Raw genomic sequence first — 15,184 nt, 5'->3', positions numbered from 1 at the left:
TTAAATGCAGCAAGCTATTTAACTACCACCTTGGGTGTACACCAAAAGGTGTGTTGCCATCCCATGTCTTAAGCAATCATATTGTTGCGAGTTACTACTAATCATACGGCTTTAGAACCGTAGTCGTCACAAAAACAAGGGTAAACAGGTGAAGGAGCCTTCAGGTACTGCCAATGTGACAGCAGTTGATTTTCTGGTTGAGAATGGAACCGATTCATCCACCTTGCACAGACGAATCACCTGGACCGGGGCCTTCTGGGTGGCCAGTGGTGTGCCGGCGCTTGTGCTGTTTTCTATGGGGGCTGTGGCAGCGACGGTTGGCAAGCCAGCCTGGCTGATATGGATTATTTCTATCAGTTTCGGCTTTCTGCAAGCTTTCACTTATGCCGAAATCGCCGGGCTGTTTCCGCATAAAACCGGTGGCGCATCGGTTTACGGTGCCGTGGCCTGGATCAGGTATATCAAGTTTATCGCGCCGATATCGGTATGGTGCAACTGGATAGCCTGGGGACCCGTACTGGCGATTGGTTCAGGTTTGGCCGCCGGTTATATTCTTTCTGCCCTGTTTGCACCCGATGCCGTTATCAATAGCTGGCAAATCACGCTGGTCGATTTGTCCTATCTCAAAAATGGTCTGAGTTTACGGATCAATGCCACCTTTATTATCGGCAGTACATTGATGCTGCTGGTTTTTGCCATCCAGAACGGTGGCATACTTCGCTCGGCTCGAGCGACCATGATTTTTGGTTTGACGGGTTTGTTGCCGTTGTTAATGGTTGGTCTGGTACCCCTTATTACCGGGGACTTACCGTTATCCAATATCACACCCTTAACGCCACTGGCCTACGACTCGATTGGCAATGTTATCGAAGGTGAATGGAATCTTGATGGTTGGGAGCTGATGGCCGGTGGTTTGTTTCTCGCCGCATGGTCAACCTATGGATTTGAAACAGCGGTCTGCTATACGCGGGAATTCAAAAATCCCAAAAGCGATACCTTCAAGGCCATCTTTTTTTCGGGTTTATTGTGTATTGCGGTATTTACACTCGTACCACTGGCCTTTCAGGGGCACCTGGGACTGGGACAACTGGTAGAGCGGGAAACACTCAATAGCGCGGGTCAGGTTGTGGCACCGGCAGTTTATGATGGCATGTTATCGGCAGAAATCTACAGTGGCATGGGGGTCGCAAACGTACTGGCGGGTATTCTGGGAGGGGACAGTATGTTTGCCAATATGTTTGTGGTCATGCTGGTGCTCGCATTATTGCTGTCAGTGATGACGACCATGGCGGGCTCCTCACGCACCCTGTATCAGGGATCTATTGACGGACTGCTGCCGCGATATCTGTCAAAGGTCAATGAGCAGGGCGCCCCGACGGCTGCGATGTGGACCAATCTGATTGTCAATCTGTTGTTACTGAGCATGTCGGATTATGTATTTTTGCTGGCTGCTTCGAATGTGGGCTATATCATTTTCAATTTCCTCAATCTCAATGCCGGCTGGATACATCGTCTGGATAGGCCAAATTGGGAAAGGCCTTATCGTGCTCCAACGATATTGATAGTGATTGGCACCATTTTGTCTTACGTCAATCTGGTGCTGATGGGCATGGGGGCAAATGTATGGGGAAAGGGAACGTTGATGAGTGGGATTTTGCTGGCATTGTTAGTGGTTCCGGTTTTCATCTGGCGTCATTATCTGGTGGATAAAGGCATATTCCCGAAAGCGATGCGGGAAGATATGTCCCTCGACGAAAATGGTAAAAATATAATTTGTCGGGCAGGTATCCTGCCTTATCTGGTATTGCTGTTCGGTATTCTTATTGTGTATTTCAGCAGTGTGCTGGTGGCTGATTAACAGTGAAAAGGCTCAGCAGGCTTTTCCAGCATAATAATTAAATAATGTGAATTAAACGCATGGCATTGCAGTGTTGGTCTTCATCAAGGCCATAGCTGACAGCCCATCTGCTGTCTTGGGCAGAGTAACTACTTCGCTTAAAGTTCTCATACTTCCTAGGTGGTAACACATCAGGAGAATTGTTGTGGCCTCTGGCAAGGCTGAAAATAAGCTTGCCCGAACTCACAATAATGGAGAACATGATATGGCACGCGATCCCAAGCACGATATCTTATTTGAACCGATTCAGATCGGTCCTAAAACACTTCGAAACCGTTTTTATCAAGTACCACACTGTATCGGTGCTGGTTCAGATAAACCCGGCTTCCAGGCCGCCCATCGTTCATTGAAAGCTGAAGGTGGCTGGGCGGCGATGAATACAGAATATTGCTCTATCCATCCTGAATCTGACGACACCATGCGTTTGTCAGCCCGTATCTGGGATGAAGGCGATGTACGCAATCTGAAAGCCATGACGGATGAAGTCCATAAACATGGCGCTCTGGCTGGTGTCGAACTCTGGTACGGTGGTGCGCATGCCCCTTGTCTGGAAAGCCGGGCAACCCCAATGGGCCCGAGCCAGATAGCATCAGAATTTGAAACCCTGAGCTATTGTAAAGAAATGGATCTGAGCGACATTCAACGGGTCCAGCAATACTATGTAGATGCAGCTTATCGCTCACGCGATGCCGGTTTTGACATTATTTATGTCTATGGTGCGCACTCTTACTTACCACTGCAATTTTTAAATCCTTATTACAATAAAAGAACTGACCAATATGGTGGTTCATTAGAAAACCGGGCACGTTTTTGGCTTGAAACATTAGAAAAAGTACGTAATGCCGTTGGCAGTGATTGTGCCATTGCGACTCGTTTTGCCGTGGATACCCTGTATGGGCCGGGACAAATCGAAGTTGAAGAAGATGGTATGAAGTTCATTCAGATGGCTGATCCGCTGGTGGACTTATGGGATGTGGATGTTGGTGATATCGCTGAATGGGGCGAAGATGCCGGTCCATCACGGTTCTATCAGCAAGGCCACCAGGTTCCCTGGACCAAATTCGTTAAAGAAGTTTCCAAAAAACCAGTACTGGGTGTAGGCCGCTTTACCGATCCGGAAAAAATGACTGAGATCGTCACCAAAGGCTATGCCGATATTATTGGTGCGGCACGTCCGTCTATCTCTGATCCGTTCCTGCCGAAGAAAATTGAAGAAGGCCGTTACGACGATATCCGTGTTTGTATCGGCTGTAATGTGTGTATTTCCCGTTGGGAAATCGGTGGTCCGCCAATGATCTGTACGCAGAATGCCACAGCAGGTGAAGAGTATCGTCGCGGCTGGCATCCGGAAAAATTCAAGAAAGCCACTTCCTCTGATTCAGTATTGGTTGTTGGCGCGGGTCCTTCAGGTGCTGAAGCGGCACGCGTACTGATGGAACAAGGCTATGTAGTTCACGTATACGATACGGCTGAAAAAGTCGGTGGTCATCTGAATCAGATTGCGTCGTTACCGGGGCTGGGCGAGTGGGGATATCACCGTGATTATCGTGAAACCCAGCTGCAGAAACTGGTCAAGAAAAACAAAAACAGTGTGTTGGCGTTGGGGCAAAAAGCACTGACGGCTGATGATGTACTGGAATATGGTGCAGAAAAAGTGATTATTGCCACCGGTGCCAAATGGCATACCAATGGTGATAACTGCCTGACCCATGAAGCCATACCGGGTGCAGATGCCTCTTTACCGGATCAGTTAACCCCTGAACAGGTCATGTCGGGTGAAAAGAAAATCGGCAAGCGCGTCGTTATTCTGAATGCGGATAGTTATTTCATGGCACCAAGTCTGGCTGAAAAACTGGTCAATGACGGTCATGAGGTCACCATCGTGTCCGGTGTGCATCTGGCGAAATATATGGAATTCACTCTGGAATATCCAAATATGATGCGTCGTCTGCATGAACTGCATATCGAAGAAATCGGTAATCATTTCTGCAGCCGCATTGAACCGGGCCGTCTGGAAATTTACAACATGTGGGGTGATGGTTCCCGTCGCAGCTACCGTGGACCGGGTAAATTGCCACGTGATGAGAACAAAACACATCGCTGGCTTGAGTTTGATTCTCTGGTACTGGTCACGGGTCGTAAATCTGATAACAAGCTTTATCAGGAACTCAAAGCGCGTGAAAGTGAATGGGCGGAGAACGATATCAAAGGCGTGTATCTGATTGGTGATGCTGAAGCACCACGATATATCGCAGATGCCACCTTTACCGGTCATCGTGTTGCTCGTGAGATTGAGTCTGAAAATCCTCAATTCCCATTGCCATACAAGCGCGAAACAATTGCCTGGGGCACACCGCATATGCCGGGTGGTAACCATGAAATTGAGTACAAGATCTAAATAGCAGGAACCGGTTGTGTGCTGTCCATGGTGGCAGCACACATTCCGCTTGCTCAACCACTATGTATTTCCCAGGAAAGTAGGTGTGTCATGAATGAAGCACATGAAATTACACGTATTCTGTTTGAAGACTTTTCAAACTGGTCAATTTATCTTTTCTACGTAATTGGCTATACCGCTATCGGTATATTCCTTTACGGTGTTTATGTGCAGATTCGCAAGTATCGCCGCGGTAAGCCTGATGCTTCCTGGGGTGAGTTTTTTGCACGCTTTGTAGACATGTTCAAGACCATGGCAACGCATCGCACCCTGAAACGGCGTGATAAGTCAGCGGGTCGGGCACATGCACTGATATTTTTCGGCTTTGTGCTGCTGTTTATCGGCACAGCCACGATTACCCTCGAATACGACATTCTGGAACCCCTGTTTGGGATCACGTTCTGGTATGGCGACTTCTATCTGTGGTTTTCATTGATTCTGGATCTGGCTGGTGTTGGCCTGATTGCCGGCCTGATTTATATGATGTATCGCAGAAAATGGTTAAAGCTGCCCAAGCTTGACTATGCCCGTCCGGATCGTGAACCCGGCGATCCGGATTATGATCGTAGCGGCTACCGCCGTGAAGACTGGGCCTTTTTATGGGCGCTTATCCTCATTGGTTTTACCGGCTTTTTACTGGAAGCGGCACGACTGGTCTGGTTAAGTGAGACCGCGACAGTCTGGGATTATCGCTGGTGGTCACCCATCGGTGCGCTGATGGCGCATATGATGATGGGGCTGGGCATGGGCGCAGAAGCTGCAGGCAATTTCCGCCTGGGATTGTGGTGGTTTCACGGTGTATTGGCTTTGGCCTTTATCGCGCTGATTCCTTATACCAAGGTCAAACATATCTTTACCGCTTCAGGCTCGCTGATGTTCCGTGATCCGATGGCCGGTAAGCGTTTGCCGAGTGTTCCCGAAGATCAGGAAGATATTGGTATCAAAACCATTACAGATCTTACCTGGAAACAGTTACTTAATCTGGATGCCTGTACCAAATGTGGCCGTTGTCACGAAGCCTGTCCGGCCAATGCGGTTGGTGCACCGTTATCACCACGGGATGTGATTCTGTCTCTGCGTGAGTTTGCCAATAAATCATTGCAATCCAAGGAACTGCCTGAAAAAGCAGAGCTGGATGTGCATGGCAAGGATGTGGGACAGGTGTTTATGGAAACGCTGTGGTCCTGCAGAACCTGTCTTGCCTGTGTGGAAATCTGTCCGGTTGCGGTTGAGCATGTGCCAATTATTGTGCAAATGCGTCGTAAGCTGGTGGATGAGGGAAATATGGAACCCATACTGCAAAAAACCATGCAGTCAATCCACAAAAACGGCAACTCGATGAATGAATCGAAACGTAAACGTCCACGCTGGACCAAGGAATTGCCGTTCACTATTAAAGATGCCCGTAAAGAACCGGTTGATGTGATGTGGTTTGTCGGTGACTACGCGTCTTTTGATCCGCGTAACCAGGTGGTGACCCGTTCTTTTGCCAGGTTAATGAAGCAGGCGGGAGTTGATTTTGGCTTGCTATATGAGGCTGAAATGAATGCTGGTAATGATGTGCGCCGGGTCGGTGAAGAAGGACTCTATGAGTTCCTGGCCAATGCCAATATCAGTACTCTGGAAAAATGCGATTTCAACTCGATTGTTACGACAGATCCCCACTCATTCAACACGATTCGTAATGAGTATCCTGATTTTGGTGGTGAATTTGAGATTCAGCATTACACCACATTGCTCAAACAGTTATTTGAACAGGGCAAACTCAAACTCAGTAAAAAACTGGATTACCGCGTCACCTTCCATGACCCATGTCATCTTGGCCGTTACAACAAAGGCTATGACGCACCACGTGAACTGATCAAACTGCTTGGCTGTGAGTTGATCGAGATGGACCGTAATCGTGACAACTCCTTCTGCTGTGGTGCGGGTGGTGGTCGTATCTGGATTCCGGATCCGGTCGGCATTGAAAAGCCGTCAGAGAACCGCATGCGTGAAGCCGCAGAAATTGAAGAGCTTGATGTGTTTATCGTGTCATGTCCGAAAGATCTGACCATGTTTGAAGATGCACTGAAAACAGCAGGATATGAAGGCAAGTTTGTGGTGAAAGAACTGATTGAACTGGTCAACGAATGCGTCGAGTTTGATGAAGCAGAGGTCATCGATGCCGATGTTGTTTCCGCCTGATATCAGCCTGCCGAATAGTGCCGATGCACTGATTGACTGTGTGATAAACAGTGGTGATCTGCATAGCGCGGCGGCCGTGTATGAACTGGCTCAGGGCGAGCAGAAAAAACAGTTACGCGATTTACTCTGTGAGGAACGGCGTAATACATTGCTGCTGGCCCGTTGGGAGCATACACCCGCGGCAGTCCTGCAAATGCTGGCAGAGATTGATGATGAAACCGTCAGATTAAGACTGGATAAGAATCCTGCCAGTCGCGCCGGTACGCTGAACACGATTTACAAAAACAGTGGTCACGACCGGCAGTTGCTCTGTCTGTTGACGCAGCATGCACATAGCTCATCGACATTATTGAAACGTCTGGCAATGAGCGAGGATGATATACCGATCCTCAAATCCATTGCTGCACATCCAAATACCGATGCCAATACACTGATGTGCCTGGAAAAGCATTATCCCGGCATGTTTGATAATGAACTGGCGGTTCATGCAGAAACGCCGACGGAGTTGCTTGAAACGCTGTACCAGCGTGGCAACTGCTTTATCCGATCTGCCGTGGTCTCACATATACGCTGTCCTGAGCATTTGTTGGATTCAGCATTTAATGAGACGGATACAACCATTTTACGTCACCTGGCAGCGAACCCAAGGTTAGACTCGGAAAAACTGGCTGTTCTGGCTCAACATGATGATGTCAGTGTGCTTCGTACTCTGGCTGGCAACCCATCATTAGGTGCTGAACTGGCCAATCAGATGATCCAAAACAGCTCCAATAGTGTGCGTCGTACTCTGGCCAGTCGAACGGACCTGACGGCTGAAAATCTGCAACGACTGGTTGATGATGATGACCACTGGGTCAGACAGTGGGTAGCCCGTCATCCGAAGTTGCCTGATTTGCTGCTCAATCAATTGGCTTCGGACCAGAATGATGAAGTTCGCCGTGCCGTGACAAGAAATCCGCAGACACCTGTCGACATTCTAAGACAACTGGCTGAAGACAGCAGTGTCTGGGTCAGGGCAGGCGTAGCTTATCAGAAGAATACGCCAGCAGATGTACTCAGCACGCTATCTGAAGAAAGTGATGTGGATGTGTTGAGCGGTGTGGCAAGTAACCCGAACACCCCGCAAGCCATTTTAATCAGATTGTCCGGCTCCCAACAAACCGATATTCGGCGTGGCGTGATTATCAATCCACAGGCTGAACGCGACACTCTTCTGCCGTTGCTTGAAGACCCATATTACTTACATCGCCTGCTGCTGGTCTCCAACCCCGCGTTGAATGATAACGACCGCTGGAGCCTGCATGACGATCCTGATCTATCTGTTCGATTCATGGTTTTTAAATGGTTTGCACAGAAATATTTGCAGCTTTAGCTGCTTTAGAAATGCTGTTTTATACAGTCAACTAGGAGAGAAATCTGATGAAAATACTGGTTGCAGTTAAAGAAGTCGCTGCATTAGATGAAGACTTCGAAATTCGTGATGATGAGCTTGATGTCGATGAGGACTTTCTGCTTTACGACCTCAACGAGTGGGATGATTTTTCACTTGAAGAAGCGATGGTTATCAAAGAATCATCTGACACCGAAGTCGAAGTGGTTGTGGTATCCGTTGGCCCGGAAAGGGTCGATGACATTCTGAGAAAATGCCTGGCTAAAGGAGCCGATCGTGCCATCCGGGTTTGGGATGATGCCATGGAAGGTTCTGATTCAGTCACGATTGGTCGCATCCTGTCAGCGGTCGTCGAGAAAGAAAAGCCGGATATGGTATTTGCCGGTGTGCAGTCATCCGATGATGCAGCCGGTTCAACCGGTATTTCCCTGGCTGCCAGCCTGAACTGGCCACATGCCGCCGTTGTGGCAGGACTTGAATATCAGCCTGGCAGCAACAAAGCCAAAATCACCCGTGAACTTGAGGGTGGGCTGTCACAGATAGTGGAAATTGATTGCCCATCCGTGCTGACCATTCAACTGGGTATTAATACACCACGTTATGCCTCATTGCGCGGTATCAAGCAGGCGGCAGCCAAACCGGTTGATGAAATCAGTCTGGCTGACCTGGGGTTAAGTGACAGCGATGTCGGTGTGGATGCTGCTTTGTCACGTGTTCGTCGTATGTATATTCCTGAAAAAGGTATGGCCTCGATGATCGAAGGCACACCTGCCGAACAGGCCGCCAAACTGGCTGAAATTATTCGTGAGTTCAAAGGGGAATAACCATGAAAACATTCTTATTAATTGCTGAACACCGTCGTGGCGAACTGCGACCTATCTCACTGGAAGTTATTGCGGCTGCGCAGGAACTGCGTCAGGCCGATGACAAGGTCGTTGTGGCAGTGATTGGTGAACAGGCTGAAAACTATGTCGCGGATCTGTCGGTGGCCGGGGTTGATGAAATCATCAGCGTCAAGACGGGCAGCGTCGAGTTTGATCCGGATATCTTTGAATCTGTTGTGACTTCGCTGATGGAAAAACTGGATCCGGAGGTTGTTCTTTTGCCTCATAGTGTGGATTCACTCGGCTACGCGGCTACTCTGGCTCGCAAGGGTAATTATGGATTTGCTACCGATGTATACGGCCTGCAATACGATGGCGATGAACTGGTGGCCACACGCTCCGGATATGACCAGAAGGTCAATGTGGAACTTGATTTCCCCGGAAAGCAGTGTGTGTTGTTAACCATTCGTCCAAGCGTATTCAAAGCGACGGAGGAAAGTGCTTCGCCAACGGTTTCTGTAGAGGATATGACCAGTATCGGGTCACGCAGTACCAACCTGGAGTTTGTTGAAGCCGGTGGCGCTGATGATATTGATATCACAACGGTTGATTTCATTATGTCGATAGGCCGGGGTATTGCTGAAGAAGCCAATGTGGAACAGTTCCGCGAGCTGGCTGAAATGGCAGATGCCACCTTGTGCTGTTCTCGCCCCATAGCGGATTCCGGCTGGTTGCCAAAATCCCGTCAGGTCGGTCAGTCAGGCAAGGTCGTCGGATCCTGCAAATTGTATGTTGCGATGGGCATTTCCGGGTCGATTCAGCATATGGCAGGTATGAAACATGTGCCGACTATTGTTGCGGTGAACAGTGATCCGGGTGCTTCTATTTTCACTATCGCAAAATACGGCATCGTCGGTGATATTTTTGAAATCGAAGAAGAGTTGCGCAGCCATTTTGAATAGGCTGGGCTAATTCACAATTAGACTTAGTTAAATCGCGGGCTGGCGGGGATAACTGGCAGTGTCTGCCTTGGCAGACATCCCCGTTGGTTTCGCGACCTACATGAAGGAAAAGCGGCATGACAGATGATCTAAAAGTGTCAGCAACGAAAGCGGGTCTGAATGGCAAAGGTCTGCGGATCGGTATTGTACAGTCACGCTTTAACCCATCGATAGGCAGTGCGTTGGTCAGTGGTTGTATTGATGAATTGAATCGTGCGGCGGTAGCCAGCAATGACATTGTGTTATTTACCGTGCCGGGAGCACTGGAAATCTCATTGATATTATCTGAGCTGTCTGAAAGTGGTGGTTTTGACGGTTTAATCGCATTGGGCTGCGTTATTCGGGGCGAAACCTATCATTTTGAAGTGGTTTGCAACGAGTCAGCTCGTGCCATTACCGAGATCCAACAGCATTTTCGTATCCCCATCGCCAATGCTATTTTGACGACTGAAAACGAAGAACAAGCGGTCAGCCGTGCCCGTATTAAAGGCAAAGAGGCTGCCCAGGTTGTACTGGAAATGATTCAAATTCAGCAACGAATTCACCAGCTTCCAAAATCCATGTCTGCCTGATCCAAATTTCCCAAACCTTTTTTAGACCTTTGCTGAATACGTTCAGCTGAAGGGTATTTACTCCATAGGGAGTACGCCATCTTGGGAATTTTAGAGTATTGCCTGCTGGGCTATGGTTTGGTTTAGCCATAAATTTTAATGACTGCGGAGATCATAATGCTTAGAAATTCAATCCTAAATGTGCGTCATAAGGAACTTGGTTCCTTACTGGATGGGGATACCTGGAACAATATGCCGATTCCCTGGAGCTATAAATCCAATCCGGACGAAGAAGTGATTGCGGTACGTACACGCGCAGGCCTGTATGACGTATCGGCTTTGAATATTCTGAATGTCAGTGGTCCTGATGCAACTGTGGTATTGGATCAACTGGTGACGATTGATGTCACCACCATGCAACCGGGGTTTTCCAGATTGGCCGCGGAAGTGGATGAGACCGGTGCGTTATGTGATGACATTATGGTGATTTGTGATGCGCCAAACAAATACCGTCTGTCTCATGGCAGTGGTGCCACACCGCAGCAACTGGAAAAGATCGCTCAGGGTAAAAATGTCCAGATAGCTCCCGATCTGGATGTGCATATTCTGTCGCTTCAGGGTCCTAAATCACTGGAAATACTGAATCCCCATCTGGATTTTGATTTAGAAACGCTGCCATATTTCCGACATGTTGATGCAAAACTGTTTGGCTGTGATATCAAAATTGCGCGTGGTGGTTACTCAGGTGAGCGTGGCTATGAAGTTTATTGCAGTGCGGATGATGCCATTCATCTCTGGGACATGATTCTTGATAAAGGCAAGCCATTTGGCGCGATTGCCGCCTCCTGGGATTCGCTTGACCTGACCCGTGTTGAAGCCGGTCTGCTGTTTTTCCCTTATGAAATGCCTGAAGGCGATACCACTCCCTGGGAAGTCAATATGGGCTGGGGTGTCGATCTGGACAAGCCTGGCGATTATATCGGCAAAGCGGCTGTCCTGGCCTCCAAAGGCAAAGAACGTTTCAAACAGGCCGGCATTATCTGTCGGAGCGCTGAAGCCGTTGAACCGGGCTCTCGTATTACCCACAACGGTAAGGATGTTGGTGTGGTGACCAGCGCCAGTTTCAGCAATTACCTGATGCAATCTCTGGCACTGGTGCATCTGCATCCGGATTATCTGGCACTCGGTACGCAACTCGTGGTGGAAGACAACCAGCCGGTCAAAGCGTATGTGGCCAAAATGCCTTTCTATGATCCGATGCGCCTGCGTACTCATCCGGAACAACTAAGTAAATAGTCTGCACGGCGGTGGCCAGGGATCCGGCCTCGCTCTGTCAGAATTAATGAGGAAATCTTTATGCAAAGAGGTTACTGGATTAGAAGCAAACCACTTTACGATTCGCTGGTGTGGCAAACCCCGGCGGTGGCACATCTGGTGATTGCCGGGGGTGAGGGTGGTATTGCCGTGCTTAAACTGTTTCAGCAGATGTACCCCAAAGATCCCATTCAGGTGCTGTACACAGATTTAGCCACGGCAAATAAAAACTATTCAGACATTCTTCAGCAAATAGTGCCTGAAGAACTTGAATTATGTGATTCAGAAGAGAGCTTGCTGAATAATCTGGAACAGCGGCTGAAAGACTGCACGATGGGAACCCACTTTTATGTGGCCGGTAGTGAGGCCTTTATGTGGCATGTATTGCAGAAAACCCGTGCGGCAGGTGTTCAGGATGTTGATGTGCAGAAAGAGTTGTGCGGCACGCTGGCAAGACCGGTGTATTGCGTTCACTGCAAAACGATTACCCGTGATGTTCATCACAACGTCTTCCCATGTAGCAATTGTGGTCGACATCTGTTTGTCCGTGACCATTTTTCCCGGCGACTTGGTGCCTATATGGGGGTGATGGTCGATGCGGAAGAACCGGGCAACATTCCACAGATTGAAGAGGTTTATCCATGAGTATCCTGAACGTAAGAGTGGCCGAAATCGAACAGGTCACCGATGTGGTGAAGCATTTCACGTTAGTCGAAGAAAATGGCCGGCCATTACCACGGTTTTCCGGTGGCAGTCATGTGGTGGTGTCGATGAATATTAATGGCCGTATTCATCGGAATCCCTATTCGTTGATGGGATCACCGGAAAATACCGACAGTTACCATATTTCGGTCCGTCGACAGGAGAAGTCACGTGGTGGTTCGGTGTTTATGCATGACGGTGTCAAGGTCGGTTCCGAGTTACAGATAACTTATCCAGTCAATCTGTTCAGCTTGTCCAAATTGGGCAAAAAACACATCCTGGTTGCCGGGGGGATTGGCATTACACCATTCATGTCACAAATCGCTGATTTGAATCGACTGGGTGATGACTACGAAATGCATTACGCCTTCCGCTCAGCAGAACATGGTGCTTTTGTCGAACAATTAAAGCAGATGTGTGGCGATCGTCTGCATCTGCACATTGAGAGTGAAGGCCAGCGGATTAATTTTCAGAACCTTCTTTCCAACCAGCCTCTGGGTACCCATATCTATGTGTGTGGGCCGGAGCCGATGGTCAATGCGTTATTACTGACGGCCAAAGATTTGGGCTGGCCAAAAACGCATGTGCACAGTGAGCAGTTCCTGGCACCACCTATCGGTGAATCATTCATGGTACAGCTGGCCAAGTCCAATATGGAAATTGAAGTGCCGGGTGATATGAGCATGCTCGAGGCCATGGAAGAGGCAGGCCTGGAACCCGATTTTCTCTGCCGTGGCGGTGCGTGTGGTCGCTGTGAAGTAGAAGTTCTGGAGTGCGATGGCGCACTGATGCACAACGATCATTATCTGTCTGATGCTGAAAAAGCGTCTGGCAACAAAATCATGCCCTGCGTATCCAGGGCCCGCTGTCAGAAATTATTACTCAATATCTGAGGACGTCTTATGAATACTCCAGCCTTTAAAAAAGAAACTTTTCGGGATGATTACACTTTCCGTAATTCACCTGAGGCAATACGGCGTTTTCCGTTTCCGTTTGCCGAGGATGAATACATGTACAGCGTCAATATTGAGCAGCATGTTTCAACCAATCCCGGATCGGTTTTTGAACATGCCATCGATATTGATGAGCATTACATTGCCGAATGTGAGGATCGACGCCTGACTCTTGAACGCGACCCGACGCGTTATATTGCCTTGCCGCACATGATGGATGCTCAGTGGGACATGGTCGAACTGATTATGGAATCACTGTCAGCGGATTACCCGCAATGGTTTGAGCTGACCAAGAACGGTGATCAGTGGCACTGGGTGAACAAGCCACTGGAAATTGATCAGACATTTACCTTTGGTGATACCAGTACCTTACCGATGGAGCCGTTTGAATATATCTCACGCCAGGTTCAGGGTGACTGGATCATCATGGATCATCGTGATGACGATTTATTTGCTGATATGGGGATGGTCACCAGTCAGGCTGACTGGTCAATTGCCTTTGATGCCGGTATGTCGTTCAAAGAATGGCATGGTCCGGTTCCGCAGGCAAATGAAATCGGCATTTTTGACCGGGCACTGAAATATTTGCTGCATCTGCAATATGGCAGTCCGGTACGTCGGCTCAACTGGACCATGACGGTCAATCCGCGTCTGGATACTTCTCCCGAAGAATTTCCTTTATGGGGACCTGATAATGCTTCAGTGACGCCGGAAAACGTCGGCGAAAAAGTACATCTTCGGGTTGAGCTGCAGGCGCTATTCCGTCTGCCACGCAGTAATGCCATTGCTTTCAGTGTACGTGGTTATCTGATTAGCCTGGATGAGTTGGTCACCTATCCAAAATGGGCAAAACGGCTACGTCGGGTGCTCACCAATCTGCATCCGGATCTTTCTGAATACAAAGGCCTGGATCTTTATCGACAAACGGTCATCGACTGGCTTGAACCATTAGAAGACGGTGCCGAGCTGTCATTGGGTACGCAGCCTGAATAAAACCTTTACATCAGAATATGGGCTTATGTCCATAGCACTCTCCGCTGGCTAATGCCGGCCAGCGGTTCGCATTACTTTAAAAAACCCAGAAGGAAGCAAAAATGAAGATGAGAAATATAGTGGTATCAGGGTTGGCTGGGATGGGCTTAATGACGAGCGTATCCGTATTTGCTGAAGAAACCTCGCCACACAGTATCAGTGCCAATGTCGGTCTGTTTAGTCAGTACGTTTTCCGTGGTATTACCTACTCCAATGAGGATGTTGCTCTGCAGGGTGGTTTTGATTACGCACATGAAAGTGGCTGGTATGCTGGCATCTGGGGCACCAATCTGGAAGAAGGCGATAACGTTGGTAATAGCGTTGAGGTTGATCTTTATGGTGGTTATTACCATCAGTTCAACGATGATTTTGCAATGGATATCGGTTTACTTCAATTCTACTATCCTGACCGTGAAAAATATAACGGTGAAGACTTTGACACGACTGAAGCCTATGTCGCTGCGACCTGGAAATGGTTCACGGCTAAATATAGCCGCACACTCACTGACTGGGGTGGTATCAACAACAAGTCTGCCGGAATCGATGGTTATGCCAATGGCAGCTCACGAGGTACTCAGTACTATGAGCTGAATTTTGATTATGGCTTGCCGATGGATATTAATCTGCATCTGCATATTGGCCGACTGGATGCCAGAAACTATGACGAGTTCAACTACACCGATTATATGGTTGGTCTGAGTAAAGACTTTTCAATTGCCAATACTGATGGCTGGACTGTCGGTGTGAACTATACCGATACCAATGCAGATAAAGACTGGTGGACAGGCGTAGATGGTGATAACCGTGGAGATAGTCAATTTATTGCTTATCTGATGCGTAGCTTCTGATTCTGTTGTTTATGCTTGTGTAGACAAAGCACCCCTGACGGGGTGCTT

Annotated in this window: 12 protein-coding genes; all 12 read left to right on the top strand. The window is 48.5% G+C overall.

What is annotated here, in order from left to right; genetic code table 11:
- The first annotated feature begins 148 nt into the window (after positions 1–148).
- Complete coding sequence (locus B2337_RS06955) at positions 149–1,858, top strand: APC family permease (RefSeq protein ID WP_292361798.1); 1,710 nt, start codon at positions 149–151, stop codon at positions 1,856–1,858.
- A gap of 184 nt (positions 1,859–2,042) precedes the next feature.
- A complete protein-coding gene (locus B2337_RS06950; RefSeq protein ID WP_292361799.1) occupies positions 2,043–4,295 on the top strand; it encodes an FAD-dependent oxidoreductase in 2,253 nt (750 codons plus the stop codon).
- A 90-nt stretch (positions 4,296–4,385) separates the two neighbouring features.
- On the top strand, positions 4,386–6,521 hold the full coding sequence (locus B2337_RS06945; RefSeq protein ID WP_292414435.1) for a heterodisulfide reductase-related iron-sulfur binding cluster: 2,136 nt from the start codon (positions 4,386–4,388) through the stop codon (positions 6,519–6,521).
- A complete protein-coding gene (locus tag B2337_RS06940) occupies positions 6,499–7,893 on the top strand; it encodes a HEAT repeat domain-containing protein (protein WP_292414434.1) in 1,395 nt (464 codons plus the stop codon). The genes B2337_RS06945 and B2337_RS06940 overlap by 23 nt, the downstream gene beginning before the upstream one ends.
- 47 nt (positions 7,894–7,940) lie before the next feature.
- Positions 7,941–8,735, top strand: a complete 795-nt coding sequence (locus B2337_RS06935; protein ID WP_292361802.1) for an electron transfer flavoprotein subunit beta/FixA family protein — start codon at positions 7,941–7,943, stop codon at positions 8,733–8,735.
- Positions 8,736–8,737: 2 nt separating this feature from the next.
- Positions 8,738–9,697 (top strand): electron transfer flavoprotein subunit alpha/FixB family protein, encoded by a 960-nt coding sequence (locus B2337_RS06930; RefSeq protein ID WP_292361803.1) that lies wholly within the window; start codon positions 8,738–8,740, stop codon positions 9,695–9,697.
- Positions 9,698–9,813: 116 nt separating this feature from the next.
- Positions 9,814–10,308, top strand: a complete 495-nt coding sequence (gene ribH / locus B2337_RS06925; protein ID WP_292361804.1) for a 6,7-dimethyl-8-ribityllumazine synthase — start codon at positions 9,814–9,816, stop codon at positions 10,306–10,308.
- Between the two features lie 156 nt (positions 10,309–10,464).
- Positions 10,465–11,583 carry an aminomethyltransferase family protein gene (locus B2337_RS06920; RefSeq protein WP_292361805.1) on the top strand — a complete coding sequence of 373 codons (1,119 nt, stop codon included), beginning with the start codon at positions 10,465–10,467 and terminating at the stop codon, positions 11,581–11,583.
- Positions 11,584–11,643: 60 nt separating this feature from the next.
- Positions 11,644–12,246: a dimethylamine monooxygenase subunit DmmA family protein gene (locus B2337_RS06915; protein ID WP_292414433.1), complete on the top strand. Its 603-nt coding sequence runs from the start codon at positions 11,644–11,646 to the stop codon at positions 12,244–12,246.
- Positions 12,243–13,196: a PDR/VanB family oxidoreductase gene (locus tag B2337_RS06910; protein WP_292361807.1), complete on the top strand. Its 954-nt coding sequence runs from the start codon at positions 12,243–12,245 to the stop codon at positions 13,194–13,196. Before B2337_RS06915 ends, B2337_RS06910 begins: the two co-directional genes overlap by 4 nt.
- A 9-nt stretch (positions 13,197–13,205) precedes the next feature.
- Positions 13,206–14,249 (top strand): heme-dependent oxidative N-demethylase family protein, encoded by a 1,044-nt coding sequence (locus B2337_RS06905; protein ID WP_292414432.1) that lies wholly within the window; start codon positions 13,206–13,208, stop codon positions 14,247–14,249.
- A gap of 101 nt (positions 14,250–14,350) precedes the next feature.
- Positions 14,351–15,136: a TorF family putative porin gene (locus tag B2337_RS06900; RefSeq protein WP_292414431.1), complete on the top strand. Its 786-nt coding sequence runs from the start codon at positions 14,351–14,353 to the stop codon at positions 15,134–15,136.
- Positions 15,137–15,184: the final 48 nt, after the last annotated feature.

This window comes from Methylophaga sp. UBA3192 (genome assembly GCA_002363955.1).
Lineage (GTDB): Bacteria > Pseudomonadota > Gammaproteobacteria > Nitrosococcales > Methylophagaceae > Methylophaga.
The sequence above is the reverse complement of the archived record's forward strand: the minus strand, read 5'-3'. Positions and strand labels throughout refer to the sequence as shown.

Excerpts from the sequence above, each read along its gene's own strand:
- B2337_RS06945 (WP_292414435.1), top strand. The coding sequence starts at position 4,386 with ATGAATGAAGCACATGAAATTACACGTATTCTGTTTGAAGACTTTTCA.
- B2337_RS06940 (WP_292414434.1), top strand. The coding sequence starts at position 6,499 with ATGCCGATGTTGTTTCCGCCTGATATCAGCCTGCCGAATAGTGCCGAT.
- B2337_RS06935 (WP_292361802.1), top strand. The coding sequence starts at position 7,941 with ATGAAAATACTGGTTGCAGTTAAAGAAGTCGCTGCATTAGATGAAGAC.
- B2337_RS06930 (WP_292361803.1), top strand. The coding sequence starts at position 8,738 with ATGAAAACATTCTTATTAATTGCTGAACACCGTCGTGGCGAACTGCGA.
- ribH (WP_292361804.1), top strand. The coding sequence starts at position 9,814 with ATGACAGATGATCTAAAAGTGTCAGCAACGAAAGCGGGTCTGAATGGC.
- B2337_RS06920 (WP_292361805.1), top strand. The coding sequence starts at position 10,465 with ATGCTTAGAAATTCAATCCTAAATGTGCGTCATAAGGAACTTGGTTCC.
- B2337_RS06915 (WP_292414433.1), top strand. The coding sequence starts at position 11,644 with ATGCAAAGAGGTTACTGGATTAGAAGCAAACCACTTTACGATTCGCTG.
- B2337_RS06910 (WP_292361807.1), top strand. The coding sequence starts at position 12,243 with ATGAGTATCCTGAACGTAAGAGTGGCCGAAATCGAACAGGTCACCGAT.
- B2337_RS06905 (WP_292414432.1), top strand. The coding sequence starts at position 13,206 with ATGAATACTCCAGCCTTTAAAAAAGAAACTTTTCGGGATGATTACACT.
- B2337_RS06900 (WP_292414431.1), top strand. The coding sequence starts at position 14,351 with ATGAAGATGAGAAATATAGTGGTATCAGGGTTGGCTGGGATGGGCTTA.